This is a genomic window from Pseudobdellovibrionaceae bacterium (genome assembly GCA_019637875.1).
Lineage (GTDB): Bacteria > Bdellovibrionota > Bdellovibrionia > Bdellovibrionales > Bdellovibrionaceae > JAHBUW01.
The window spans coordinates 99,285-123,600 of sequence record JAHBUW010000012.1; the positions used below are offsets into that span (position 1 = coordinate 99,285).

The 24,316-nt window shown below is 59.5% G+C and carries 26 protein-coding genes; 15 read left to right on the forward strand and 11 right to left on the reverse strand.

Features of this window, described 5'->3' with window-relative positions; all coding sequences use genetic code 11:
• Nucleotides 1-1,404: a YdiU family protein gene (locus KF767_14950; GenBank protein ID MBX3019182.1), complete on the reverse strand. Its 1,404-nt coding sequence runs from the start codon at nt 1,402-1,404 to the stop codon at nt 1-3.
• A 147-nt stretch (nt 1,405-1,551) separates the two neighbouring features.
• On the opposite strand from KF767_14950, the gene KF767_14955 reads away from it, so the two are divergent.
• Entirely contained in the window at nt 1,552-1,935 is a 384-nt protein-coding gene (locus tag KF767_14955) for a high-potential iron-sulfur protein (protein MBX3019183.1), read from the forward strand.
• A 56-nt stretch (nt 1,936-1,991) separates the two neighbouring features.
• Complete coding sequence (locus tag KF767_14960) at nt 1,992-2,810, forward strand: hypothetical protein (GenBank protein MBX3019184.1); 819 nt, start codon at nt 1,992-1,994, stop codon at nt 2,808-2,810.
• A 59-nt stretch (nt 2,811-2,869) separates the two neighbouring features.
• On the opposite strand, the gene KF767_14965 is transcribed toward KF767_14960, so the two are convergent.
• On the reverse strand, nt 2,870-4,543 hold the full coding sequence (locus tag KF767_14965) for an AMP-binding protein (GenBank protein ID MBX3019185.1): 1,674 nt from the start codon (nt 4,541-4,543) through the stop codon (nt 2,870-2,872).
• Between the two features lie 269 nt (nt 4,544-4,812).
• Between KF767_14965 and KF767_14970 the strand changes: the two genes are divergently transcribed.
• The 4 genes from KF767_14970 (at nt 4,813) to KF767_14985 (ending at nt 9,405) form a co-directional block, all read left to right on the forward strand.
• Nucleotides 4,813-6,117, forward strand: a complete 1,305-nt coding sequence (locus tag KF767_14970) for a hypothetical protein (protein ID MBX3019186.1) — start codon at nt 4,813-4,815, stop codon at nt 6,115-6,117.
• A 306-nt stretch (nt 6,118-6,423) separates the two neighbouring features.
• A complete protein-coding gene (locus KF767_14975) occupies nt 6,424-6,864 on the forward strand; it encodes a peroxiredoxin (protein MBX3019187.1) in 441 nt (146 codons plus the stop codon).
• A 7-nt stretch (nt 6,865-6,871) separates the two neighbouring features.
• A complete protein-coding gene (locus KF767_14980) occupies nt 6,872-7,510 on the forward strand; it encodes a cyclase family protein (GenBank protein ID MBX3019188.1) in 639 nt (212 codons plus the stop codon).
• 50 nt (nt 7,511-7,560) lie between these two features.
• A complete protein-coding gene (locus tag KF767_14985; protein MBX3019189.1) occupies nt 7,561-9,405 on the forward strand; it encodes a hypothetical protein in 1,845 nt (614 codons plus the stop codon).
• Between the two features lie 79 nt (nt 9,406-9,484).
• On the opposite strand, the gene KF767_14990 is transcribed toward KF767_14985, so the two are convergent.
• Genes KF767_14990 through KF767_15000 form a run of 3 tightly spaced genes read right to left on the reverse strand, consistent with a single transcriptional unit; the run spans nt 9,485 to nt 12,050 of the window.
• Entirely contained in the window at nt 9,485-10,564 is a 1,080-nt protein-coding gene (locus KF767_14990; GenBank protein MBX3019190.1) for a tryptophan 2,3-dioxygenase, read from the reverse strand.
• Nucleotides 10,561-11,514, reverse strand: a complete 954-nt coding sequence (locus KF767_14995) for a formimidoylglutamase (GenBank protein MBX3019191.1) — start codon at nt 11,512-11,514, stop codon at nt 10,561-10,563. The genes KF767_14990 and KF767_14995 overlap by 4 nt, the downstream gene beginning before the upstream one ends.
• A 17-nt stretch (nt 11,515-11,531) precedes the next feature.
• Entirely contained in the window at nt 11,532-12,050 is a 519-nt protein-coding gene (locus tag KF767_15000; protein ID MBX3019192.1) for a hypothetical protein, read from the reverse strand.
• Nucleotides 12,051-12,292: 242 nt separating this feature from the next.
• Here KF767_15000 and KF767_15005 point away from each other — a divergent pair, with 242 nt between their 5' ends.
• From KF767_15005 to KF767_15025, 5 genes are all read left to right on the forward strand, one after another.
• Nucleotides 12,293-12,871 carry a hypothetical protein gene (locus KF767_15005; GenBank protein ID MBX3019193.1) on the forward strand — a complete coding sequence of 193 codons (579 nt, stop codon included), beginning with the start codon at nt 12,293-12,295 and terminating at the stop codon, nt 12,869-12,871.
• A 9-nt stretch (nt 12,872-12,880) separates the two neighbouring features.
• On the forward strand, nt 12,881-13,426 hold the full coding sequence (locus KF767_15010) for an outer membrane beta-barrel protein (protein MBX3019194.1): 546 nt from the start codon (nt 12,881-12,883) through the stop codon (nt 13,424-13,426).
• An 82-nt stretch (nt 13,427-13,508) separates the two neighbouring features.
• On the forward strand, nt 13,509-14,024 hold the full coding sequence (locus KF767_15015) for a hypothetical protein (GenBank protein MBX3019195.1): 516 nt from the start codon (nt 13,509-13,511) through the stop codon (nt 14,022-14,024).
• Nucleotides 14,021-14,410 carry a hypothetical protein gene (locus KF767_15020; GenBank protein MBX3019196.1) on the forward strand — a complete coding sequence of 130 codons (390 nt, stop codon included), beginning with the start codon at nt 14,021-14,023 and terminating at the stop codon, nt 14,408-14,410. The genes KF767_15015 and KF767_15020 overlap by 4 nt, the downstream gene beginning before the upstream one ends.
• Complete coding sequence (locus KF767_15025; GenBank protein ID MBX3019197.1) at nt 14,407-14,724, forward strand: hypothetical protein; 318 nt, start codon at nt 14,407-14,409, stop codon at nt 14,722-14,724. The genes KF767_15020 and KF767_15025 overlap by 4 nt, the downstream gene beginning before the upstream one ends.
• On the opposite strand, the gene KF767_15030 is transcribed toward KF767_15025, so the two are convergent.
• From KF767_15030 to KF767_15040, 3 genes are all read right to left on the reverse strand, one after another.
• The gene (locus tag KF767_15030) at nt 14,721-15,902 is read right to left on the reverse strand and encodes an MFS transporter (protein MBX3019198.1); all 1,182 of its coding nucleotides are present in this window, start codon (nt 15,900-15,902) and stop codon (nt 14,721-14,723) included. The genes KF767_15025 and KF767_15030 overlap by 4 nt on opposite strands.
• A 49-nt stretch (nt 15,903-15,951) precedes the next feature.
• The gene (locus KF767_15035; protein MBX3019199.1) at nt 15,952-16,794 is read right to left on the reverse strand and encodes a hypothetical protein; all 843 of its coding nucleotides are present in this window, start codon (nt 16,792-16,794) and stop codon (nt 15,952-15,954) included.
• Nucleotides 16,795-16,927: 133 nt separating this feature from the next.
• Nucleotides 16,928-17,854, reverse strand: a complete 927-nt coding sequence (locus KF767_15040; protein MBX3019200.1) for an HD domain-containing protein — start codon at nt 17,852-17,854, stop codon at nt 16,928-16,930.
• A 36-nt stretch (nt 17,855-17,890) separates the two neighbouring features.
• On the opposite strand from KF767_15040, the gene KF767_15045 reads away from it, so the two are divergent.
• Together KF767_15045 and KF767_15050 are read left to right on the forward strand one after the other, a co-directional pair.
• Nucleotides 17,891-18,412, forward strand: a complete 522-nt coding sequence (locus tag KF767_15045) for a hypothetical protein (protein ID MBX3019201.1) — start codon at nt 17,891-17,893, stop codon at nt 18,410-18,412.
• Between the two features lie 421 nt (nt 18,413-18,833).
• Nucleotides 18,834-19,721, forward strand: a complete 888-nt coding sequence (locus KF767_15050; protein ID MBX3019202.1) for an HNH endonuclease — start codon at nt 18,834-18,836, stop codon at nt 19,719-19,721.
• Nucleotides 19,722-19,795: 74 nt separating this feature from the next.
• On the opposite strand, the gene KF767_15055 is transcribed toward KF767_15050, so the two are convergent.
• The 3 genes from KF767_15055 to queG all read right to left on the reverse strand — a co-directional run bounded on the left by KF767_15055 (nt 19,796) and on the right by queG (nt 22,547).
• Entirely contained in the window at nt 19,796-20,398 is a 603-nt protein-coding gene (locus KF767_15055; GenBank protein ID MBX3019203.1) for a ferric reductase-like transmembrane domain-containing protein, read from the reverse strand.
• Nucleotides 20,399-20,408: 10 nt separating this feature from the next.
• A complete protein-coding gene (gene msrP / locus KF767_15060) occupies nt 20,409-21,377 on the reverse strand; it encodes a protein-methionine-sulfoxide reductase catalytic subunit MsrP (protein MBX3019204.1) in 969 nt (322 codons plus the stop codon).
• A gap of 66 nt (nt 21,378-21,443) precedes the next feature.
• Nucleotides 21,444-22,547 carry a tRNA epoxyqueuosine(34) reductase QueG gene (queG, locus tag KF767_15065; protein MBX3019205.1) on the reverse strand — a complete coding sequence of 368 codons (1,104 nt, stop codon included), beginning with the start codon at nt 22,545-22,547 and terminating at the stop codon, nt 21,444-21,446.
• Nucleotides 22,548-22,574: 27 nt separating this feature from the next.
• Here queG and KF767_15070 point away from each other — a divergent pair, with 27 nt between their 5' ends.
• Both KF767_15070 and KF767_15075 read left to right on the forward strand, forming a co-directional pair.
• Nucleotides 22,575-23,798, forward strand: a complete 1,224-nt coding sequence (locus KF767_15070; protein MBX3019206.1) for a CCA tRNA nucleotidyltransferase — start codon at nt 22,575-22,577, stop codon at nt 23,796-23,798.
• Nucleotides 23,771-24,298, forward strand: coding sequence for an RDD family protein (locus KF767_15075; protein MBX3019207.1), 528 nt, complete (start codon nt 23,771-23,773; stop codon nt 24,296-24,298). Before KF767_15070 ends, KF767_15075 begins: the two co-directional genes overlap by 28 nt.
• Nucleotides 24,299-24,316 lie beyond the last annotated feature (18 nt).

Sequence of the window (24,316 nt, forward strand, 5' to 3'; positions counted from 1 at the left end):
TTATGCGTGACCGCGATGACCGTACAGACCGCGCATCGCGCGCAGTTCGTTGATGCGGTACTGGTAAAGTCCCCAGTCGTCACGGAAGCGGATCGCATCCCAGATCGCCTCGATCTCATCGATCAAAAGAGTGACCGGCGCCGTGCGGGTGAAATAAGGGTCTTGCGCGTGGTTCGCGTTCGCGATTTGGTAGTCGTTCCATTGACGCATGAATTCTTGCGCCCGCGCGGATTGGTAGGCGGGAAGCGAGTCGGGGCTCACGTTGCGGCCGCGATAGAAATCGAAAAAGGTCCGTTCGAACGGTGCGCGGCTTTCGGCGAGGAAGTCAAAAAGCGCGATCAAGAGCGCCTCGTCATGATCTTCGCCGCGTGATTTGATGTTCAGACGCCGGCAGAGATGCGCGCGGGCCTTCGCGTGCAGCACGTTTTGGTAGTAAGGCCCGATCTCTTCCAGATTCAATTGCGGTTCGAGCACGCGCAGGCAAAAGCCCAATTGGTGCAAATTCCAAAGCACCGCGTGGGGCTGCTCGCCGTACGCGTAAAGTCCCGACTGATCAAAGTACGCCGCCGTGAACGTCGGGTCGTAATGGGGTAGAAAGCGGAACGGACCGTAGTCGAAACTTTCCCCGGTGATGTTCATGTTGTCGGTGTTCAGGACTCCGTGGACGAAGCCCGCCATCATCCACTGCGCGACCAAATCGGCGGTCCGGTGAATGACCTGGGTGAAAAGTTCGGTGACTTCGCCTTTTTGCGTGAACGCGTTTTCGAACGGCGGGCGCACCAGATGCTCCCGCGTATAGGCGAACAGTTTGTGAAGTTGCGCCGTCTGCTGCAGGTAAGTGACGCGTTGGAACGTCCCGAAGCGGATATGGGAATGACTGAAGCGGGTCAGCACCGCCGAACGAGTGGGCGAGGGCTCGTCGTTTCGTTGCAGCTCTTCGCCCGTTTCGAAAAAGGCGAGCGTGCGACTGGTGCGCACGCCGAGCGATTCCAAGAGTTCGGTGGCGAGGCTTTCGCGAACGGCGCCCTTCAGTGTCAGTCGTCCATCGCCGCGACGAGAGTAGGGCGTTTGCCCGGAGCCTTTGGTGCCGAGCTCCCACAGGACGTCACCCTCTTTGAATTGCGCGAAGCTAAATCCGCGACCGTCACCGAGCTCGGGATTGTATTGTTGGAATTGGTGTCCATGATAACGAAGCGCGAGGGGCTGCGGGAGCGAGCCGGGAACGGGTTGGAACTCTCCTAGGTGTGTCTTCAGTTCGCTCGCGCCCCAGCGCAGCTGATCGCAGAGGCTGGGGTTGTAGTAGCGCAGCTCCAAGCGGGGAAATTTCGCGGCCTCGACCGGATCGTAAAAGTCGGGGCCGAGGTCCAGAAGAGTTGAGCTAGGAAGCAGTGAAGAGTTCGTCACGCGCGCCTCGCAAAATAATCGAAATTTGCGGGGAGAGGGAGCATTGCGCGCAGCGCAAGTGAAAAGCAGTTGAGAATGGGGTGAGAATCAATTGAGAATAGCTCTGCCGAGCTTTGGAATCGGCTCTCCACTCGAAAGGAGTCTCTTATGACCACTCGTCGTCAACTGCTGAAAACTCTCCCGGCCATCGTGGGTGTCGGTCTGCTCGGAGGCGCCAGTCTCGCCTCGGCTCAAGAACGTCGTCGCGCGAAGAAGGCGGACGCCGGAGGCGCCGCGGGCGCACTGCCGCCTGTCGATCCCGCGAAGGATCCCATGGCGAAGTCGGTGAACTACGTCGAGAAGCACGCGGATATGAAAAAAGCCGAGCTGAAAACCGAGCGCCAAAGCGTCGCTTGGGACAAGCAGTTCTGCAACAACTGCCAGCTTCACACCGTCGTCGCCGGTCAAACGGCACGTGTGGGCTGTACGCTCTTCAGCGGCAAAACCGTCGCCGCCGAGGGCTGGTGCAGCAGTTGGGCAAAGAAATCGTGAATTGACACGCACTCCCCCCTTTCCTAACGTGGGAGCGATTTCGGAGGTGGGAGCCAGTGCGACCGATTTCATTTCTAGTCCTGTGCTTGGCGCTGAGTTTGGTCGGCGCCTCCGCGCATGCGCTTCCCGTGCGCATCACGGAAAATTCCGTCGAGATCGCGATCAATCAACAGTACGCGATCTATTTACGTCCCCAAGGGATCTCGCTGCGGGGAATTCAACTTCATTGGGTCGAGGACGTTCAAGTCTCGGACAAAGGCCGCATCGAGCGTTCCGACATCGGTTCGGTGATCAAGGCTGCGGACGCCATCGGCAATCCCATCGAAATTCAGTGCGTCTCGTCCTTCGTTTCGCAGAACGAGCGTCTGGTGTTCGATCCGCGTTTGGCTTTGAATCCGTCGTGCATCGTGAACACGACGCCGTCGCCCATGAGCGAAGCCGACTTCTCGGTCGCCGAGTGGTATCCCCATGCCGGCGCCGTGGATCGTTATTCGTTCCACGCTCTTTATGATGCCTTCGATCTGTTCCTGACCCGGCGTGGGTACTATACGCCGTCGTGGAACCGCGACTCTTGGATTTTGCGGGCCAAGGTGAACTCCTCTTTGAACGTCGACCGGCTTTGGATCTTCGCGAGCGCCCTCATCGATCGCGAGTCCTTGAACATCGAAAAACGCGCCGACTGTCACGGCGAAGTCTATCGCCAGCCCACGGGCAAACATAACGGCGACATCGAGTTGGCCGACGCGTGGGGCGTTTCGCCCTCGTACACCTGCCGAATTCAGATTTATCGTTACTCCAAGATTTGTTACGGTCCTCAGCCCGGGGATTGCGAGTACGAATGGGCGCCTTGCGAAGGCGCGGCCTGCACCCCCTAAAATAAAAAAGGCACCCCGCAGGGTGCCTTTTTTATTCGTTCTCTTTGTCGACGGCAGTCTTACGCGGAGTCGCGCAGCGCGCGGCGCAGGATTTTACCGACGTTCGTTTTCGGAAGTTCGCTGCGGAACTCGACCTGCTTCGGAACCTTGTAGTTCGTCAGGCTTTGCTTCGCGTGTTTGATCACGTCTTCGGCCTTGAGGTTCGGATCTTTGCGCACGACGAAGGCTTTGACCGCTTCGCCGGTGTCCTCGTTGGGGACGCCGACCACGGCGACTTCAAGGACGCCCGGGTGGCTGGCGATCGCCTCTTCCACCTCGTTCGGATAGACGTTGAAGCCCGAGACGAGGATCATGTCCTTCTTGCGATCGACGATTTTGAAGTAACCGTTCTCCATCATGACGGCCATGTCGCCCGTGCGCAGCCATCCGTCGTTCAAAACTTTCGCGGTTTCGTCCGGACGTTTGTAGTAACCCTGCATGACCTGCGGTCCTTGGATGCAGAGTTCGCCTTCCTCGCCCACCGCGACTTCTTTGCCGTCGTCGTCGACGACTTTGACCACGGTCGAGGGAAGCGGGATGCCGATGGTGCCGATGATGTCGCCGCCGTTGATGGGATTGCAGCAGGCGACGGGCGAAGATTCGGTCAATCCGTAACCTTCAAGCAGCGGCGTCTTCGTGAGTTTCCGCCAGCGTTCGACGACCGATTTCTGCAGCGCCATCGCGCCGCCGACGGAAATCTTGCAGTTCGAGAAATCGATTTTGTCGAAGTCGGGGTGATTCATCAAACCGTTGTACAGCGTGTTCACGCCCGTCATCGCCGTGAACTTCGTCGTCCGCAGCGTCTTGATGAAGCCGGGAATGTCGCGCGGATTCGTGATCAGGATGTTGCGCGCTCCGTAGCGCATGAACGCCAGGCAATTCACCGTGAGCGAGAAGATGTGGTACAGCGGAAGCGCGGTGATGATGTGCTCTTGACCTTTACGCAAAAGCGGCTTCATCCACTGAACGATCTGTTCCATGTTCGCGCAGATGTTCCGGTGCGTGAGGACCGCGCCTTTCGAAACGCCCGTCGTGCCGCCGGTGTATTGCAAAAACGCCGTGTCGTCGAGGGTCAGCTCGGCCGGAGTGTAGGGCTTCGCCGAGCCGATCTCGAGCGCCTGACGGAAACGGTACGCCGTCGGCAAATTGTAGGCGGGCACCATTTTCTTCACGTACTTCACGACCGCGTTCACGATCATGGATTTCGGGAAAGGGAGCAGGTCCCCGATGTCGGTCACGACGATCGATTCGATCGGCGTTTCTTTCAGGATTTTTTCGAGATTCGAACCGTAGTTCGAGAGGATCACGATCGCCTTCACGCCGGCGTCTTTGAACTGGTGACGCATTTCCACGGGGGTGTAGAGAGGGTTCGTATTCACGACGATGAGTCCGGCGCGCAGCGCTCCGAAGAGCGCGACGGGGAATTGCAGAAGGTTCGGCATCTGGATGGCGATGCGGTCGCCCTTCTTCAGTTTCAGCTCGTTTTGCAGAAACGAAGCGAATTGGCCCGACATCCGGTCCAGGTCGCGAAAGCTCAAAGAGACGTCCATGTTCGTGAAGGCGGGGGCGTCCCCGTGTTCACGAATGGCCTCGTCGATCACGGTCAAGATGGACTTGAACGGAGTCAGATCGATCTCGCGACTCACACCTTCGGGGTACGAACGCAGCCAGGGTTTTTGTTGCGATGACGTCATGCGGTCCCTTTCGCTAAAGAAGTTCTCAGTTGATGACGGTTCATTGTGGTGGGCGCGCGCTTGGCCAATCAAGCAAAAACTCCAGTTCCTTCATCGACTTGGATGCGAAGTTTGAAGCGCTTCGCGAGCGCCACTTTTCGGCCCGCGGGCGCGAGTTCGTGTTTCAAGCTGAGGCGTCTTGAAGTGAGACGTGTAAGCATCTGAAATTACAAACTTTAATTGGAGGCTTGTGGGGCGTCTTGGCGGCGAAAATTGCACCACCGAGGGGTATGAAACCGAGCCGCGCGTTTTCCACATTTTGGTTCTTGGGATTGGGGCTTCTGCTCGCTCTCAATACCGGCTGCACGCCGAAGACCGAAATCGCGACACCCGTCGTGCCCGCGAAGAGCGCAAAAAAGGTGGTCGTGAAGACGCTCCGCCAAGCCGAGATGAAACCCGAAGACAAACAACTCAAAGACTGGGCGATCGAACTGAAAAAATCGCACGAGATCTTCCGCGAAGTTTGGGCGCACCTTTGGGAAGACCGTTTGCAGAATCCGATGTCGGTTTTCTTCGAGGTCGAGCGACTTCTGCAAACTCACAAAAATCCCGAGACCGGTCACTTTCAAGCGCGTCGGACCGAATGTCCCGCGAAGGCGAGTGAAGTGGAGTTCCTGCGCGACGCCGCGGGCGCGATTCAAGGCGGCGTATTTTACCGTTTGCCCTGTCGCGGAACCGAGCTGCTTTCGGGACGCACGGAAATCGCACGTGTGCATAAAAACGGTCGCCGTCAGATGTGGAGCTTCGTGAACGAAGCGATGCCGCGCGCGGCGGGACAGAGTATGGCGTTTTTGCGTGAAACCACACGCTGTGTGTCCAGTCTGGATGAACGGTCGCGGATGACGGCGCTCGAGTGTCAAAACCTGGGGCAAAACCGCGATCTCGAAATGCACATCAACTTCTCGCAGTTCAGATATCAAAAGAATGCGGCCACACTCGTCGAGGTCGAAGGGAAGAAGTTCAAACTCTTGACGACGCCGGTCTGTGACAGTCCGAAGTTCTGTACGACGTTGAAGGTTCCCCTTGCGGGAACGATTCAGGTTTTTGACGACACCGTGTCGGAGCAAGTGCGCCAGGAGCGCCTGCAGGCGATGCGCAAAAAGGAACGCGACGAAGAGGCGAAAGAGGCCTTGGAGCAGCATAAGAAAAACATCGCGGAACTTCAGAAAAATCCCCCGAAGATGGCGCCGGCCCCGGGGAGTCCTACTCCGTCGATGCCGTCCGGAGTGATTCCGGGGCAGACGTTGGGACACGGTCAGCTTCCTCCCGGCGTGGAGCCTCAATTCGGTGGCGACGCCTTTATCGGGAATGATCAAGCCGGACCGCCGAGCTTCTCGCCTCGACCCGTCGGTGCCGATGGCATCGCGGTGGACCCCGTCATGGAGTTCGAGCACGGCGAAGCGACGCCCGGCGTGGCGACGCCCGGCCCCCAAATCCTTTCCGAGGAAGAGTACAATGCTCGTCTCGGTCAACCTGATGGCGGCGCCCCCGTGGAGCTGCCTCGCGAAGCCCATCACCAACCCATCGAGCGCTAAGGCGCGGGTCACGCCGCAGTGAGCTTGCGCGGGTCACGCCGCGACATCCCTATACGTCACGGGGAAGTCGGCTTAATTTTGGGGGTGGAGGCTCACCCCATGGCAAAAAAGAAAAGCGCTTCGAAAAAGACCCGCCCGAAGGCCGCAAAAAAAGCGGTGAAAAAAACCACGAAAAAGAAAAGCGTGCGCAAGGCCGCGACGGTGAAGAAAACCGCCAAGAAAAAGGCGGCCCCCGCGAAGGCCGGCAAGGCCATGGCGAAAACATCCGTCGCGAAGCCCGGCTACCGTGGACCCGCGATCGGCGCGATGGTTTCGGACTTTGCGCTGCCCGCCACCGGCGGTGAATTCCGTCTCTCCACGCACAAGGGACAAAAGATCGTCCTCTATTTTTATCCGAAAGACGCGACTCCCGGTTGCACGCTGGAAGGTCACGATTTTTCGAAACTCAAAAATGATTTCGCGGCCGCCGGCGCGGTGGTGATGGGTGTTTCGCGCGACGATATGAAGTCGCACGAAAAATTCAAAGCCAAAGAAGGCTACAGCGTCGATCTCATCTCGGACGTGAACGAAGAACTTTGTCAGATCTTCGACGTCATCCAAGAGAAGAACATGTACGGCAAAAAGGTCTTGGGCGTTGAGCGCAGCACCTTCTTGATCGACGCGGACGGAAAGCTGGCGAAAGAGTGGCGGAAAGTCTCTGTGCCCGGCCACGCCGCGGAAGTCCTGGAAAGCGTCAAAGCTTTGTGAGTGCCCCGTGAGCTGGATCGACATCAGTCCCATCATCAGCGAGCGCCTCGGCGTTTTCCCCGGAGACACGCGCTTTTCGCGCGAGATTTTGCTCGACTACGCGAAGGGGCACAATCTGCGCTTGTCCGCGGTGAAAACGACGCTGCATCTGGGAGCGCATGCGGATAGCGTGGGGCACTACCATCGCGATGGCGGGGGCGTGGATCAGCGCGATGTGGGGGCTTACCTCGGAACCTGTCAGGTCGTGCACGTAAAAACGGGGCAAGGCCGCATTCAGCTCCAAGATGTCGCGGGGCTCGTCGTGAAAGCGCCGCGCGTGCTTTTTCGCACGGACTCGTTCCCGGATCCGGATCATTGGAACTCGGATTTTCGCAGCTTCTCTCCGGAGGTGCTGACGTTTTTGGCCGATCACGACGTGAAGCTCGTCGGCATCGATACGCCGAGCGTGGACCCGGAAGACTCGAAGGCTCTGGAAAGTCACCAGATCCTGCACGCGCGCGGGATGGCGGTCCTGGAAGGACTCGTGCTGACGCAGGTCGGGGAAGGACTTTACACGCTGATCGCGCCGCCGCTCTTGATCGAGGGCGCGGACGCGTCCCCCGTGCGGGCGCTTCTGCATCCGCAGGCCGGGCTGATTCCGGAATAACCCGGCGCGCGGGCGTGGTCCGCGCGGAATTTTCCCGTTACGCTTGATCGATGCGTTCTTTGTTCGCTTTTCTTCTTTTGACGTTCGCGGTCGCGTTGCATCTGCACGCGCGGGTCGAGGACGGGGTCCTTCTCGTGATCGACGATCCGCGATTGCTCGCGGCTCTCGAAGAGAAGGGATTTTCGGCGCCCGAAAAGATTGAAGGCGCGAAAGTCACGCCCGCGCATCTGCAGTCCTGGTCCGCGAAACCCTTTTACGACTCCATCCGCAAACAGCTCGTCACCGATCTCCAAGAGGTGAAGGCGGGGGACCGCGCCCTTGGCGTCACGATGGCGAACGGGCACCGCCTGTTCAACGGCGAGTGGCTCGCGAGCCCCGACGCGCGTTTCGATCTGGTCGGCGTCGTGAATCGTCTGGACCGCGCCTCTTTTTATCGGGCCACCGACGAGGGGGCCTGCGGCGAGATTCGTTTCATCTACCGGTTGAGCTACACCCGGCGCATGAAAAATCTCGAAGGCGTCATGGAGACCGTCTACACGCGGCTGCCGATGACGTTGAACGTGGTGTACTGGGCCCCGGGCCCGGACTGTCAGGGAACCGCGAAGTTGTGGCTGCGCGCGGGCGAGCCGAAACTCGCCGACGTGGACGCGCTGCTCGCCGGCCCCCTGAAGCCCGCGCTTTTTCCGATTCAAAAACTCAAAAGCGTCGAGATCAATCTGCAGTCCGTGCGTTGGCCCTCGACGATCCGGCCGGATTTGGGCGGGCACGCCGAGTACATCCTGCGCGTTTTTCACCGCACGGGCGGGAAGTTCGTGCCTGCGGGACTTGAGAACACCCCGGACATGGCGCGGCCGTCCTTGGGGGCGGATCTGAAAAAACACCTTCGGCAAAACGAGGTTCGTCAGGCCTTCGACGAAGGGATCGCGGTCTTACCCGAAAAGTTTCTGGCCAAACGCGCGACCTCGGTCGCCTTCTACGGGCAAAGTCGCCAGGCGAACCGGCCCTTCGAAAAATTCCTGACCGAAAAAGACGTTCGCGATCTGGTCTACGACGGCGCGAAGTTCGTGAAGTCGCCGGCGGGTTACGTGCGGCGACTGAACGAGATGTCGTGCATGGGCTGCCACCAAGGTCGCTCGATTGCGGGCTTTCATTTCGTCGGCATCGACGCTCCCGGCACGCATCCGGCGAACGCGATCAAGGTTTCGCACTCGGCGCATCTGCTGCTCGACCTGCCCCGGCGTGCGGCTTTCGTGAAGGCCGTCGCGGGCGGCACCGGCGCGGATCCCGCGCGTCCTTTCGCCGAGCGGGTCGAAACCGCGAAGGGCGGTTACGGCGAGCACTGCGGACTCGGGAACGATCCGACGTTCAAGGCGTGGACCTGCGAAAAGGGACTCGAATGCCGACTGGAGAGCGGTCCCGCGAACGGCTCGCCGGTGGGCGTATGTCTACCGCCGCGCGGACGCGTGGAGTTGGCGCGCTCGGGCGATCCCTGTGATCCGGGCCGGATGACCCAGAACTTCAACGCCCATAAGGATCGTCTGACCGACAAAAAAATCGAAAATTGCGGCGAGCACCGCGGCTGCTTCGCGGCCGGCGAAGGTTTCCCGGGCGGTCTTTGTTTCGGGGATTGCGATAAACTCGAAAGCGGCGAGGCCTGCGGTCTGATCGCGGTTTACGGTTTCAACGAATGCCTGTTTCAGGGAAAGCTCTTCACCGATTGCCTGAAGAACCACACGGGCCCGATCTCACTTCGCAAATGCGACGAAAATACCCCGTGCCGCGACGATTACATCTGCACCGGCACGGCCGAGGGCCCGGGCACCTGCATCCCACCCTATTTCCTGTTCCAGCTCCGCCTGGACGGCCACGTCAAACCCGTCTCCCGCGAAAGGTAGCGCCTACCATCCGGAAGGTACCTGCTACTTTCCGAAAGGTAGCAGGTACCTTTCAGAAAGTAGATGCTACCTTTTTTCGCTAGTAGTGGAACGACATCCGCTTTTGCAGTTCGGCGGGGAGTGGCGGGATCTGCGAGCGCGGGATCAGGAAGGTGGCCAGGTTGAAGAGGTCGCCGTAGATTTTGTGCTTTTCGGTGGCCGAGCGCAGATAGTCGTGGCCCGAGGTGCCGCCGGTGCCGATCTTGCGGCCGAGCATCCGGTGCGCCATCAGCGCGTGTTTGTAGCGCCACTCGGTCATCTTTTCGTCGATGTTCTGCAGAACCCGCAGCAGGCGGAAGGGTTGTTGCAACGCCGGTTCGTCGCGGTAGATCTGGACGAAGAGGGCGCCCTGCAGGCCCTTCAGGCCCATACGGAAGTAGCCCTGCTCTTGCAGCTTCGCGTATTCGGCGGGTTCGAAGATCGAGCGGAAGGTTTTCAGAGACGCTTCGATCTGCGCGCGGGTCCGGGCTTTGGTTTCGTCGTTCAAGTGGGTCGCGCTGTCCACCAGCTGCAGGTCGCCCACGAGCAGCTTTTCGACCGCTTCGCGGTAGGTCTTCCAGAATTCGAAGTCGCCGTCTTTCAAGAAGGGCGTGCGCGCGAGCCATTTTTCGACGGCGTCGAAAAGGCTGTCGCCTTCGAGCATCTTCAGCATGCGGGTCTGCTCTTCGGGTTTCAGGGCCGCGTGGAAGGGCGTGCCGTTGAAGACCAGGCGCTGTTCGCTGCGCAAACCCAAGAGCGTTTCAATGGCGCGCCACTGGAAGCTCTGAAAACCGCTCGCCGGGAAAAGCGCGTCGCGGAAGTCCATGAAATCGAGCGGCGTCATCGTTTCGAGGACATCGATCTGCTGGTTGATGAGCTTCTGGATCTCGAAAATGCGTTCAAGGCGCGCGCAGGCGAGACCCATCTGCGATTCGTGGACGTCTTCGCCACGGAAGATTTCGAGCACGGATTCCAGTTCCCACAGAATCTGGCGGAACCACAGCTCGTAGGTCTGGTGGACGACGATGAAGAGCATTTCGTCGTGCGCTTTCAGGCCGAACTCGGGGCCGCGCGGAACTTGAGAGCCCAAGAGCGAGTTCAGTTTCAAATAGTCGTAGTAAGTGACCGCGGGGTACTTCATGTTTTCGGGCTCCCTTGGCGCTTGAGGACTTCGTGAATCGAAGAGTGAATCATCAGGGCCGCCACGCGCGATGTGCGGTTGTCGACATCATGCGGAGGCGAGACCTCGTAAATCCCCAGTCCCTTCACGTCGAAATGAGTGAAAAGCCAGGGCCACAAAAGCTGCAGATCGCGCACTTCCAGGCCCGAGGCGTTCGGCGCCGAACAGCCGGGCGCTTCGCTCGAGCGCAAGCAGTCGATGTCGAGGCTGAGAAACAAAGGACGACGCGGAGCGGGCTCAAGAACCCCGGCGAGACTTTCTTTCAAGCCGTGCTGCTGGATCTCTTCCAGGCTGACGACGCTTGCGCCATTTTGCAGCGCCCACTCCCAGTGAAAGGGGCTGTTGCAATGATTCTGAAGTCCGACCTCGACGAAGTCGAAGGTGTCGGGGAAGGCCTCGATCAAACGCCGAAACGGCGTGCCGCTCGTCGGGCCCCGGTCGAGGGGGCGCACGTCGAGGTGCGCGTCGAAATTGATGACGATGGGTTTTTCGCCGCCGTTTTTGGTGAAGGCGTCCAGAAAGCCCGCGGCGTCGGGATAGCCGTAGTCGTGACCGCCGCCGAGCGTGATCAAAAAACTTCCGCGCTCTTGGTGGTGGGCGGCCGCCGCTTGGCGCAGCAGTTCCCCGCGATCCCCGAGTCTCATGCCGTCGAAGACCCAGTCGCCTTGATCGCGCACCAAGCAGGTGCGTGGCCAGCTGCGGGCGGGCGTCATGCGGTAAAGGCACAGACGGATGGCTTCGGGGGCGAGGGCCGCTCCGGGGCGTCCGCCGTTCAGGCGAATTCCCTCATCGTCGGGATAGCCCCAAAGTGTCGCGACCTCGGGACCTAGATCCTCAAGCGTGAATTCGCCGAGGCGTGGGTCCTCGGGGTCAGACCGCGAGAAAAAGAGTTTTTCATCACACGGCTGCAAAAAAGAGTTGGGGTCTGTCACGGATTCTTTCGCACCAGTTCGAGCGGTTTTTCAAACGCGCCCGTGTCGAGGTTGATGAATTGCAGAACCAGACGCTCGCGCTCGATCTTCATCGTCGCGATCGAAACCGACTGCGCGCCCGAAACGAAAATCTTCCAGCGGCTGCCGGTGTCGGGCGCGACGCTGTAGTCGAACATCGCCACGCGGTCGTAACCGAGCGTGCGGGGATTGAAGATGCTGAGCGTATTGTAGGATTCGAACGTGACCAGGGCCCGGTCCTGCTTGGAGTGCCAAGGGCCGAGCAAAGAATAGAGGCCCACGAAGTCGACCGTTTGGACCAGGAAAACGGTGCCGAAGAACTCGCCTTGGCCCTGATAGAAATCCTGATCGGCGAGGCGCTCGAGATTGCGTTTGGCTTCTTCCGTGGAGGGACGCATCTCGAAGAGCGCGGTGGACTCAGGCAGCTGCAGATAGCGTGCGCCTTCCTTCACCTTCACGACGCCCGTCACCGACGCGGCGTGGGCGAAGGCGCTCAAGCAAAACACCGCGATCCAACTTGTCAGTCTCGTCAGTGCCCAATTCCAGAATGAGGAACCTCGGCGGGCAGTTACGCTCCGGAGGCTCAAGTCGAGCTTCAACTTCATAAAGCCCACCATGAACACCGTGATTCCGAAAGGGGGTCAATCCTGAACGTATAACTTGGCGCATTACGTCTGTTCATTTTCCTCGGTGATTTCAAGATTTCTGTTCATAATAGAAGCACCAGGAGGGTTTGGTAATGACCGACTTTGTCCGAGAACTCGAGAGAGTTTATCCGGCGACAGTCAAATCGCTGCGGCGTGCTGATCAGGAAGATCTCATCCACCAGTTTGAAAATTTCTTGATGGAAGACCTCTCGGGCGTCTCAGAGCCCGCACGTTGGCTTCCGCTGTTTCTGAAGACCCGGGCCGTTCCGGGTAAAATCTTGCAGGCTTCGGAGTGGGAGTGGGCTCACTTCGTCTGTCAAATTGTCGACTACGGTCGTCGGCCCCTGGATCCGGGGCAGATCCACATCAATCCGTCGATGCAGTTCATCGAGCTGCACGAGTCCGTCCCCGATTTGCGGCGGGACTCGGGTCTTTACGGAATTTTTGTGTTCGGGAACCGCGTGCACTCGCGCCAGTTCGCGTTGGGCGAGGCCCTGCTTCTAGAGACCCTTCATGAAGATCGTAAGTTCAGTCGTTCGCAGCTGATCGAGGCGGCACGGATCGAAGCGCAGTCGTGGCCCCAGCTTCAAGCTGTCGACTGGGATTCTTTGTTGAATGAAATGACGGTGGCGGGCGTCCTGACGGAGTCGCCTCCGGCAACCACACCCTAGGAGGGGCGGATGAAACGGATTTTATTGGGCCTTCTGGTGAGCCTGCTGGCGACACCGGCCTTTGCGGCATCGGCGGGGAGCGGTTTCCACGTCGGGCTCAGCGCACTGAAGTACGACGAGGCTTGGTCGGGCGATGCCTATGCGACGGGCGAGCAAAAAGATAACCGTACGCACTTCGATCTCAAGCTGGGCTATTTGTTCTCGAACTCCGTTTATGTCGGTGCTTTGTACTCCAACCTCAGTCGCAACACGACGACCGATTCACCGTCGCGCACGGCGACCGGTTTGAGCGTCGGTTACCATGCGGCTTCGGGCCTGTATTTTGACGTGAACTACTTCCTGCAAGCCGAGTACAACGTCGGCGGCAATACGACCTACAAAGAGGGTTCCGGCTTCGGCGCGGACTTCGGTTACAACATCCCGATGTCGTCGTCGTTCTACTTGGGCTTCCAGTTGTCGTACAAGTCGCTCACGTTCAAAAAGATCAACACGATCTCGAGTTCGAATACGCAAACCGAACTCGCGCCGATGTTCAATCTCGGTTTCGTGTTCTAAGAAATTCCGTTACAAAATCGGAATCGAAAGGCCCGCGTCAGCGGGCCTTTTTCGTTGGCGCGTGCCGCGCGCGGACGGCATCATGAAAGCACAAACTTTTTCCGAGACCCGCGGGCGCGGATCTTTCGATCAGGAGGAGCTGGTGGGGCGTAACGCCTTGGCCGCATTGACGGCCATTTTGTTTTTGCAGACGGGCTGCGCGATCTTGCACCACGTGCAGATCGGGCAAATCGACAGTCGCGACGGGAACGCCGCATGGATTCCCTTCGAGGTCATGGTCTCTGAGACCGGCGTGAACACCGAAGAGATCGGCCGCTTCGCGAAAGCCGCGAACAACGGTCAGAACAACGCCGTCAGCGACGCCGCCGCGATCGTGAGCCTGTTCCAGATCGGGCCGCGGACGGGGAATCTGGTGTACAACCAGACCTACGCCGAAAAAGTGATCTACCTTATTCACGAGAAGTGCCCGTCGGGCCGCGTGACGGGACTGATGTCCGTGCGTGAGATGCGTAAGTATCCCGCGATCTCGGGCGAAATCGTGAAAGTGACCGGTTATTGTTTACGGACCCGCAAAGCGGGGAAAGGTTCGGACACATGAAAAAGCTTTTAGGTTTGGGGTTGGCATTGAGTTTGGTATTGAGCCTTGCGGGTTGCGCGTCGATCAACTCGGTTTCGCTGACGCCCGTGCCGGCAGGACGTCAAAACGTCGTCCGTTCGCAGGTCGAAAAGACGATCATTCTTGGTTTTAACTTCGACAATGACTTCATCAATCCCATCGTACAGGACTTGAAGCGCCAATGCCCGAACGGAACCGTCACCGGTATCCTGACCAAGGATGAAATCATCAGCTACTTCCTGGTCTACACTCACCGCGTGGTCGCGACCGGTTACTGCTCCACCGCGACCACCGCGTCGGCGGGACGTCGGAACGCTGCAAGCGTTCAAGGAAGCAGCAACGCTGCGAGCGTTGAAGGTGCGGAATGAGACTCGCGCTGATCGCTCTGTCCGCGCTTGTCTTCGCGGGCTGTGCGCACTCCATTCACCAGGTCCATACGTCGGACTTCGTGCCGATGGCGGAGCTTGAGAGCGGCAAAGTCGTGCGCGGTTACGCCGAGCAGTTCGTCATCATGGGCTTCGTGCAAGAAACGGATTACGTGAACCAGGCCTACGCCGACATTCAACGTCAGTGTCCGCGCGGTCAGATCACCGGCATCACGACGCAGCTCTCGACGAGCATGGGCTTTTTCTCGTGGACCAATAAGGCCCTCATGCAGGGACTTTGCACCGGCGGAAACTAAGTCTTCCGGCGAAACGCGTAGATCAGAAGTGCCAGGGCGGGAAGAGTCAATCCCGCCCAGGACGTGAGCTCCCATCCCCCGCGGGCGTAAGCCCAAGCCCCCAAAGTCGATCCGGCCGCACCGCCGATGAAAATGATCGCGATGTAAAGACCGTTCAGGCGTCCGCGCGTGTGCGCGGGCAGCATGAAGATCGTGCGCTGTCCAAGGACAAGGTGCGCACTCACGCCGGCGTCGAGTAAAATAGCGGCGGCCAGTAAACCCATCAGCGCAAGTGAACTTCCCCGTTCGACGATGAGCCCATCATTGAAGTGATGCCCGATGACGAAGCTGAACGCGCCCGCGCCCAGCGCGATCCAAGTCGCGCGCCGGGTGTGCCCGCGATCCGCCATACGCCCGGCGAAGGGGGCGGCGACCGCGCCCGAAACGCCGGCCAGCGCGAAGACCGCGATTCCTGTCTGCGACAAGCCGAAGTCCGGGCCCGCGAGGTAAAGCGGGACCGCCGTCCAGAAAAGGCAGAACGCCCCGAACAGGCAGCCTTGATAGAACGCGCGTTCGCGCAGTGCGGGCGTCGTTTTTAAAAGTGTCCACATCGAGGCGAGCAGACTCGGATAACGCAGTCCCAACGAAGCCGGGCGCCGCTCGGGGAGAAGCGCGCGCAAAGCGAGGGCCAGGATCGTCATCAACGCCGCGGACAACATGAAGATCGCGTGCCAGCCGAAGAAACTTGTCATGAAACTCGAGAGCGGCCGCGAGAGCATGATCCCGATCATGAGTCCGCTCATCATCGAACCCACGACCTGCCCGCGGCGCTCCTCGCTCGCGAAGTGTGCCGCGTAGGGGACGAGGATCTGGACCGTCGAGGTGCCCAGGCCCGTCGCGAAGGCCGCCGCGAAGTAGGGCAGCGCCTGATCCGCGAAGATCAATCCCAGTAGACCGAAGATCGCGATCGAGAGCATGGACAGGATCAACCGACGATTTTCGATGAGGTCGACGAGCGGCACCGCGAAAAGAACGCCGAGTCCGTAGCCGATCTGCGTGAGCGTCACGACGAGGCCCGCGGCGGCGGGATCGATGCCGAGGGCTTCGCTGATTTCGCGGACCAGGGGTTGCGCGTAGTAGAGATTCGCGGCGACCACGCCCACCGCAATTGTCAGAAGAAAAAGCACCGCACGGGACATGGCGCGACTTTACGCCCGGGGGACGGGCTCCGCAACTGGAGCTTTTCTTCTAATGTTTGTCCAGGAAGTTCGGCACCGGGGACGACTGGTAGTCGGCGCCGCCGCCTTCGGGTTTCAGATCTTCGAGGGACAGATCGAAGTACTCGATCCGGCCGTTTCGCTCGTAAGCGATGCAGCCTTTTTCGTTGGCGCTGATGTTGAAACCCGCGCCCCACCAGTAGTAACCGGGAAGGCCGCCGGTCGTATTGTGTTTGTGCGTGGGGTTTTGCACGAGGGCGAGTTCGCCCTTTGCGCGGTTATCGCCGACGAGGTTGCGCGAGAAAAAGCGCCACTGCAACCGACGATCGGGCAGTAGCTGTGAGTTGTCGTCGGTCATGCGGAGCTGTTCGGCCGTATGGTAAACGACGAGGAGTTCGGGATCGTGGAAGAAACGGTTGTAGGTCTTCGACATCTCTTTCACGGGCGAGTTGCGGTATTCGGCCGCGTACTTCGCTTCGGGAATCAGGAAATGCGAGTGGCCCATGTCGGGGAAGAAAAGCCCGTCGATGTAGTCGTTACGGAAGGCGGTCTCGACGTGGCGGATGACGCTCAAAACGAAGCGGTAGGGAAGCTCGACGTGACCGCCGCGGTCCGCGCCGAACGGCAGCATCAGCGAGCCGCGGTTCTCATCCCAGTAGGCGCGATCGGGCAGGCGTTTCGCGCCGGAGTAGATCTCGCGGAATTTCTCGATCATCTCGGGTAGCGAAAAGTTCCAGTGAAAGTCGTTTGAATGCAGTCGGGGATCGTTCGCGCCCTCGCGTGCGCAGCGAAGCTGAAGGTCGCGCGGAAGATTCGGAGCGGCGGCGGCGCCGATGGAGAGGGTCAAAAGGCAAAGGGTGATGATCGCGCGCATGGGGCCTCCGTTCGTTTTTCCGAGGGTCGGCTCAGGGTTAGTCGGAGGGGGTGCGGGCGCGCAAGGGACGGGGGCTTCGCTGTAAAATGGACAGTGCGTTTCGTGGGGACGCGCTGATGCGTCCCATTCGGGATTATTTGGGAAGGATCTCGGTCATGGTTTTCATGATCTCGAGGGGATAGCGGCCCAGGGCATTGATCATGTATTTCTTGGCCGCCTCGGCGCGGGGGACGCCCTCGAAAGCGACCATGCGGTCCAGGGCATTGGCGGCGGCGACGTAGATCGCCAGCGGCTCCATTTGTGACTCTTTCAGGCCGTTGGGGAAGCCACCGCCGTCGATATACTCTTCGTGCTGGGCGATGATTTTTACGACCTGCGTGTCCATGTGTTTGAGCGCCTGGAGTTTGCGGGCTCCTTCCGCGGGATGGCTGCGATAGTACTTCATCTCGTCTTCGGAAAACTGCGCGAGCGGGCGGGCGATCTCGATGGCGGAATGGAAGTGCTCGATGTCGTGAAGAAGCGACGCGAGCACCAGAATCTGGATCGCGCGTTTGTCGAACTTGCCGATTTTTTGCGCCGCCGCGGTCGCGAGTGTCGCGACCGTGACACCGTGATGGGCGATGGAGCGGTCGATGTTTTCGATCTGCAAGATGATCCCGGCGGCGCGCGCCTCGGCGGCAAGGAACTGGGCGAAACGTTCGGAATCCTCTTTCGCTTTTTGGTAATGCTCGGGGCTTTCGGGATTTTCGAAAACGGCCTCGGCGGCACTTTCTTTGATGCCTTGGACGATCTCGCAGCGGACCTCGAGCGGCTTGCCGCTGAGGGGATCGAACGCCATCGAGATGTTGCGTGAAAGGTAAGTGCGGTAGTTCGCCTCTTCGTCGGGAATGATGAACATCTTCTTGAGTTTTTTCTCGCGCAGACGTTTCAGGCGCGGCCCTTCGAAGCTGTCCCCTTGCCGCAAATACAGAATGTAGCGGTCGTTGATCTTGATGTACGCGTTGAAATCGATGGGGACATCCCCACGCAAAGTCGAGACGCGAATGGGGAGGAAATTCATTTCCAAGGCGCTCTCCGGACTGTTAGGCTTGTTTCCATGTCAGCACAAGATTTGAAATTGATGAATGAATTTCGAGGTCGGGCCCAGCCACTGATCGTGCAAATGACCGGAATTCTGGAAGAGGTCGAGGGTCAATTGCCCTCGGCCGCGCGGCTGACGGAGTTCGCGCGCATCATCGACCTCATTCATCAGACGAGCCGGACCTTGGGGCAGGGGGCGGACAATCTTATGCACCCCATCCACCGCATCGGCGATTACGCCCTGATCTGCCGGGCGGTCGCGCAACAAACCGCCGAGATCACCGAAAATCAAACGCTCTTCGATACGGCGGTCGCGCTTCTGATGGACGCGACCGAAGTGCTGAACGAGATGGTCGAAATGAAGGGCGAGGGGAAGGAAGATCCGGTCCGTAAATTCCTGAATCAAAAGCTGGTCGAGCGGCTGCAATGGCTGAACTACCAGTTTCGCGGGATGATCCCGAAGAGCAAGATCCCCGAGGACAAAAAGCTCAATCAGGGCGACATCGACGATCTGCTGAAGAAGCTGGGCGTGGCTTAGGCGGGGGCGGGCTTACGTGGGCTCGCTGCGGAGTTCGCGTTGGTTTGGAATCGGATTTTGATCCTGCGCCCCACATCCCTTCCGAATCGCAATTCAGGTTTGGCTCACGATGCCGTCCGCGGACAACACTGGATATCCAGTGCTCATTGGAGAAAGCTTGTTAATCCACAAGAAATTCATACATCGTTTTAGCGGCGCAACGTGTTCGAAGTTTTCCGAGCGCAAATATAAAAATCTGTTGACCGATTTTCTCGCTCGCGAGGAACGCTTTGAGCGCGAGGAGGCTCCGTGGATCGAAAAATTTGAATTTGGGTCGGCAAAGATCGCCGCAAGAGCCTGTCCGTGGCAATAGCGAGAGGTTTGCCTCAGGTTCTCCATCGCGAAAACGTCTCTCCCAAAAAAACCGTGTTAAACAAAAGCCATGACGAATCAAGAGCTACACCTCAAAACCAAATCCGTCGCGAAAACTTATCTGCAGATCGAGGCTGACCTGGTGGCGCTCCTGATCGAGATGGATCGTCGCCGCGCCTTCCGCGATCTTGGGTACGCGAGTCTCTTTCAGTACTGCGTGCTCGAACTCAAACTCTCCGAAGCGGTGACGTCGGCGTTCATCACCGTCTCCAGAAAAGCCGCGGTCGTTCCCGATCTGATGGAGGCTCTCGAGGCTCAAGTCCTTACGGTATCGAAAGCCGCGAAGATCACGTCCGCACTGGATATCCAGCACGTCGAAGAAACCAAGCAAGTGATCGAGTTCGCTTCTCAGCATTCGGCCGCGGAAACGGAAAAGTGGCTTCGTGAGAAGAAGGGGCTCGAGACTCTCCATACGCTGAAAATCGATTCAGCCACCATGGCGAAACTCAAAAAAGCGCGGACTCTCACGAAACGCGATCTCACACTCGAAGAGACCCTGAATATGTCCCTGGACGAGTACATCCAAAGGCACGATCCGCTTGAGAAAGCGAAGCGCCGTTTCGAGCGTGAACGCTCGGCGGAAGAGCGTCTCGCCCGCGACGAGGCCAAGAAAGAAATCCTGAATCACAAAAGCTCAAACGGCGTTGGATATCCAGCGGAGCGGGCTCGGCCGCTGTGCCCGCCGGGAAAGCGCCGACCGCTTCCGGCGCACGTCAAACATCTCGTGATCCGTCGGGACGAAAATCGTTGCACCCACGAGATCCGGCCGGGGCTCCGCTGCGACCACAGAAAATTCTTAGAGATTCATCACCGGCGGCCTCTCTCGGAAGGCGGGCGGAATGTGATGGAAAATCTTGAGCTTCTTTGTTCCGCGCATCACCGGTCGAGACATCGGTAGAGCTGAGTTTTGACGAATCCAGTCGTGGCGGCACGAAGGGCGCGGCTCGGCCGGGGGCTGGTTTTTGGATCTTCTTACCGCCGCCGCAAACTCACAACGAAGCGCACGAGCTGCACGCTCCACAGCAGCGCGAACAGCGTCCCGAACTTCACGAGGTCGGCCTTTTCGATGGACAGGACGTGCGCCGTGACCAGAAACGCCGCGAGGTGGACCGCGCGGTGGATGTTCTTCCAGTCCCGGCCGCCCAGACGGCGCACCGAAAAATCGTTCGACGTCGCGGCCAAAAGGCCCAGCAGCAAAAACGCGAGCGAGCCGAACATCAGGTAGGGCTTCGAGATCATTTGTTCAAAGGCCTTCGCCTCAAACCCCTCGTAGGCCAAATACAAAAAGACGTGGCCGCACAAAATCACGAAGGTCCATACGCCCAAAAAGCGCCGGGTCAGCACGAGCGCCCGCAGCCCCACCGGCCGCGCACGCACGAACGCGAGCGCCGCCCCCACCAGCAAATTCAGCAGTAAAAAATAAAGCGCGACCTCGCCCATCAGGTGATTGAGCGTCTTCGCCGGATCCGCGCCCAGTCGGTCCGCGAAGATCAGGTAGATCCAGTAGACCAAAGGGATCAGCGACAGAACCTTCAACACGCGTGCGAGCGTCTTCGCCGTCAGGGGGGCCGTCATTCGCGCCCCCTTAGTAGTTCTTCTTCAGGTCGAGGCCCGTGTACAGACTTGCGACCTCTTTGGCGTAACCGTTGAACAGCAAAGTGGGTTGCCGCTTCGGGAAAAAGCTTTTCGAAAGAACCCGCTCGGTCGCCTGCGACCAGCGCGGGTGATCGACCTCGGGATTCACGTTCGCGTAAAAACCATACTCGCTCGGCGCGAGCTCTTGCCAAAGCGTCTTCGGTTGGGTGGCGGTGAATTCGATTTTCACGATCGACTTGATGCTTTTGAAGCCGTACTTCCAAGGTACGACCAAGCGCAGGGGCGCGCCATTTTGTTTCGGCAGGGGTTTACCGTAAAGCCCCGTGGCGAGCAAGGTCAGCGGATGCCGGGCTTCTTCGAGCGTGAGGCCTTCCGTATAGGGCCACGGATAGTGCGGAAGCTTCGCGATATTGGGACCGATCTTCGCGTCGCCGAAGGTCGTGAACTTCACGAACTTCATGCCGGCCTTGGGCTTCAGCGCCGCGATCAAACGCCCCAGCTCGAAACCCGTCCACGGCACCACCATGGACCACGCCTCCACGCAGCGAAAACGGTAGACGCGCTCTTCTTCGCCGCCGCCCATTTCGATCAGCTCGCGCACGGAAAAGGCGCGCGCGTTCTCGGTGCCCGTGATTTCGACTTTCCACGCGGCGGGATCGAGTTTCCAGTTCTTCGTCGCGGGAGTGACGTCTTTGTCGAGATTGAATTCGTAGAAATTGTTGTACGAGGTCGCGAGTTCTTCGGGCGTGAGCGAAAGGCCCGCGCCGTCGAACTTCGCGTTCTTGCGGGCGGCGCCGTAAGCCTCGGCGGTCGCAAGCCCCGCGAGTCCCGCAAGTCCCGTTCGGGAAAGGAGAACGTGGCCCAGTCCCCAAAGGCTGCCGTGCCGCATGAATTGGCGGCGGTTGCGGTAAAAAACTTCGGGAGTCACGACGAGTTTCGGATCTTCTTCGCGCTTCATCCCCTCAGCCTGAAACCCGAGGCTTCTTCGCGCAAGCTTGGCCGCGTCAACGTCGTGAACGCGCGGTCAAATCAACTGGCTCCGCGTGCGCGCGGCGAGCTCGCCCAAGTCCGGATCATCCAGGAGCGCCTCGACCTCCGGAAGCAAAGCGAGCAGGCGGCGGTTGCCGATGACGACCAGGGCATTTCTCCTGAGGCCCACGGGTTTCGCGCGCGACAAAGGCGTCGTCTTCAAAAGGCGGCGCAGGTCCGTATCCGTCATCGTTAAAACCTCGCGCAGCTCCGACGCCATCGCGGCGTCGTCGCCGGGCAGAAGGGGCGCGGCATTCAAGACCGCTTCCCCGCGCAGAGGCTTCGCGTTCCACGGGCAGACGCTTTGGCAGATGTCGCAGCCGAAAAACCAATCGCCGAAGCGGGAAGAAAGCTCCGGCGGTGCGAGCGCGCGCGACTCGATCGTCCAGTACGAAATGCATTTCGTCGCGTTGAGCGCGCGCGGCGCTTCGAGCGCGCCCGTGGGGCAGGCGTCCAGGCAGCGGGTGCAGTTGCCGCAGAAATCCGGCAGCGGCGCGGGCTCCATGCTCACCGGCACGGTCGAAAGGATCGCGCCGATGAAAAAGAACGAGCCTTTTTTGGGATGAATCAAACAGGTGTTTTTACCGACCCAGCCCAGGCCCGCTTGGCGGGCGAGATCGCGTTCTAAAACGGGGAGTGAATCCGTGCCCGCGCGAAAACCCGCGCCGGGGAACAGCTCTTCCAAATGCCGCGCGAGGCTTTTCAGTTCATCGCCGAACTCCTCGTGATAATCGCGGCCCCGCGCGTAGGCGGCCATACGCAAATTCGCGAAGACGCCATGAGGTTTGACGGGCGGCACGTAGGATTTGGTCACCAAAATCAGACTGCGCACGCCCGGGAGCAGCAGCGCCGGATCCCGCTTCAACGCCAAGTGGCGGGCGAGGTACTCCATCTCGCCGTGATGCCCTTTTTCAAGCCAGGCCTCGTAAGTCTCGAGCGTCTCTACGCCTTGAAACGGAATCCATTTCGCGTCCATCCAATCGCGGCACTCTTGGCGCGACGTGAGGAGGCTTTGGAGGCACTGATCGGCGTTTTGCCGCGTGGCTATTTCGGGTGTGACGGCGGTCGGCGTGCCGGTCTTTGGAGTGCCTGTGGACAAACTGAAAACTCCCTGTTCTGATGGGGCATGCCGACGCCGATGACGCTCCCGTTTTTTGAGCATCCCGATGCTGCTGTCGTAAAGAGCATTTATCACAGTCTCGGACGTGAGGGCCATCAGCTTTTGATCGTCGGCGGTGCCGTCCGCGATTGGATTCGGGGCGAGCCGCCCAAAGACCTCGATTTGGTCACGACGGCGACTCCCGATGAGCTGGAGCGCATTTTCCCGAAGACGGTGCCGGTGGGTAAGGTTTTCGGGGTCATGATCGTGGTCGAAGGCGAGAAGTCCTTCGAGGTCGCGACGCTCAGAACCGAAGGGCGTTATCTGGACGGCCGTCATCCCGAAAAGGTCGTCTGGGGCACCATCGATCAGGATGTGCACCGCCGCGATTTCACGATCAACTCGATTTACTACGATCCGTTTAAGGGCGTGGTTTACGATCTCGTCGGCGGGCTTGCCGATCTGAAGGATGGCATCCTGCGCACGGTGGGTGAGCCCCGCCGCCGGTTCGACGAGGATCATCTGCGCGTGCTGCGCGCTTACCGGTTTCGCGCGCAGACCGGATTTACTTTCGATCATCAGCTGAAGGGGGCGCTGAAAGAATCGCTCCCGCTGCTCGCGGACGTGACGGGGGAAAGAAAACGCGAAGAGCTGAGTCGGCTTTTCGCGGCCCCGCACCGCGGGCAGGTCATCGAAGAGATGGTGAACGAAGGCGTCTTCAAAATTTTGCTGCCGCAGGTGGATCTCGACTTCAAGGCCTACCGTGAATGGCAGTCCGAGCAGACGGTGCGCATGATCGGGCTTTTCCGCTGGCTCACGGTGCTTTACCGTGAAACGGGAAAATCCGCCGTGCAGACCTTCGGGGAGCTTTTGAAGCTCAGCCGCGACGAGAAAAAAGCCCTCGACGAGGCCCTGATCTTCTGGCAGCAGCCGGGGATTTTAGAGCAGTTGTCGCTCGCGGAACTCACGCTGAAGTTGTGGAGTCCGCACTTTCGAACGGGTTTGGAGCAGTATCTGCACGAGTTTGCGCCGACTCCCGAAATCCAAACGAAAGTCGACGAGGCCCGGCGCCTGAAAAACCGCTGGGGGGCGCGTACGCCGCCGCCCTGGATGTCGGCGAAGGATTTTCCGGAGCTCACGGGGGCGGCCCTCGGCGAACGTTTGAAGAACGAATATCATGAACAGATCGTCAGCGAAGCGGCGAACCGCGAGGAGTTTCTGAAGTGGAAGACCAAAGCGCCCGCCAAATAAGACATCACATCCCCACGCTCACGCGGCGGTTTTACGCGTTCTATATCGACGAGGGATTGCGGATCACTTTTTTCCTGCCGTTCTTTTTCATGAATCTCGGCGAGCTCGGGCTTTTCGGCGATCCCGTGAAGAGCGTCGCGAGCCTCGCGCTCGGGATCGTGACCTACCTCGCCTTCCGCATGGCGTGCCTGTATTTCTTGGGCGCAAGCCTCGGGAAACTGGCGTGCGGCCTGCGGGTCGTGGACCGTGAAACGGGCGGGGAGCTTCAGCCGATTCAGGTCATGCTTCGGGTGATTGCGGACGAACTCGCGATCTTTTTCGCCTTCGCGCCCCGGGCGCTGGCCCTTTTTCGCTGGGACCGGACCCATCTTTCGGATTGGATTGCCGAGACCCGGGTGGTCAGCCTGAAAGAGCAAGCCTACATTCCCGAGCTGCGCCCGGTGGCGGGATCGATCCTCGTGCTTTTGGGGCTCTTTTGGGGCGCGGCCGCCTGGCTTTAGCCCCTCGTTGTAAGCTCT

Excerpts from the sequence above, each read along its gene's own strand:
- KF767_15010 (MBX3019194.1), top strand. The coding sequence starts at position 12,881 with ATGAAACGGATTTTATTGGGCCTTCTGGTGAGCCTGCTGGCGACACCG.
- KF767_15005 (MBX3019193.1), top strand. The coding sequence starts at position 12,293 with ATGACCGACTTTGTCCGAGAACTCGAGAGAGTTTATCCGGCGACAGTC.
- KF767_15055 (MBX3019203.1), bottom strand. The coding sequence starts at position 20,398 with ATGACGGCCCCCCTGACGGCGAAGACGCTCGCACGCGTGTTGAAGGTT.
- KF767_14975 (MBX3019187.1), top strand. The coding sequence starts at position 6,424 with ATGGTTTCGGACTTTGCGCTGCCCGCCACCGGCGGTGAATTCCGTCTC.
- KF767_15070 (MBX3019206.1), top strand. The coding sequence starts at position 22,575 with ATGCCGACGCCGATGACGCTCCCGTTTTTTGAGCATCCCGATGCTGCT.
- KF767_15035 (MBX3019199.1), bottom strand. The coding sequence starts at position 16,794 with ATGCGCGCGATCATCACCCTTTGCCTTTTGACCCTCTCCATCGGCGCC.
- KF767_15015 (MBX3019195.1), top strand. The coding sequence starts at position 13,509 with ATGAAAGCACAAACTTTTTCCGAGACCCGCGGGCGCGGATCTTTCGAT.
- KF767_14970 (MBX3019186.1), top strand. The coding sequence starts at position 4,813 with ATGAAACCGAGCCGCGCGTTTTCCACATTTTGGTTCTTGGGATTGGGG.
- KF767_15040 (MBX3019200.1), bottom strand. The coding sequence starts at position 17,854 with ATGAATTTCCTCCCCATTCGCGTCTCGACTTTGCGTGGGGATGTCCCC.
- KF767_14955 (MBX3019183.1), top strand. The coding sequence starts at position 1,552 with ATGACCACTCGTCGTCAACTGCTGAAAACTCTCCCGGCCATCGTGGGT.
- KF767_14990 (MBX3019190.1), bottom strand. The coding sequence starts at position 10,564 with ATGAAGTACCCCGCGGTCACTTACTACGACTATTTGAAACTGAACTCG.
- KF767_15030 (MBX3019198.1), bottom strand. The coding sequence starts at position 15,902 with ATGTCCCGTGCGGTGCTTTTTCTTCTGACAATTGCGGTGGGCGTGGTC.
- KF767_15020 (MBX3019196.1), top strand. The coding sequence starts at position 14,021 with ATGAAAAAGCTTTTAGGTTTGGGGTTGGCATTGAGTTTGGTATTGAGC.
- KF767_14985 (MBX3019189.1), top strand. The coding sequence starts at position 7,561 with ATGCGTTCTTTGTTCGCTTTTCTTCTTTTGACGTTCGCGGTCGCGTTG.
- msrP (MBX3019204.1), bottom strand. The coding sequence starts at position 21,377 with ATGAAGCGCGAAGAAGATCCGAAACTCGTCGTGACTCCCGAAGTTTTT.
- KF767_15045 (MBX3019201.1), top strand. The coding sequence starts at position 17,891 with ATGTCAGCACAAGATTTGAAATTGATGAATGAATTTCGAGGTCGGGCC.
- KF767_14965 (MBX3019185.1), bottom strand. The coding sequence starts at position 4,543 with ATGACGTCATCGCAACAAAAACCCTGGCTGCGTTCGTACCCCGAAGGT.
- KF767_15025 (MBX3019197.1), top strand. The coding sequence starts at position 14,407 with ATGAGACTCGCGCTGATCGCTCTGTCCGCGCTTGTCTTCGCGGGCTGT.
- KF767_15050 (MBX3019202.1), top strand. The coding sequence starts at position 18,834 with ATGACGAATCAAGAGCTACACCTCAAAACCAAATCCGTCGCGAAAACT.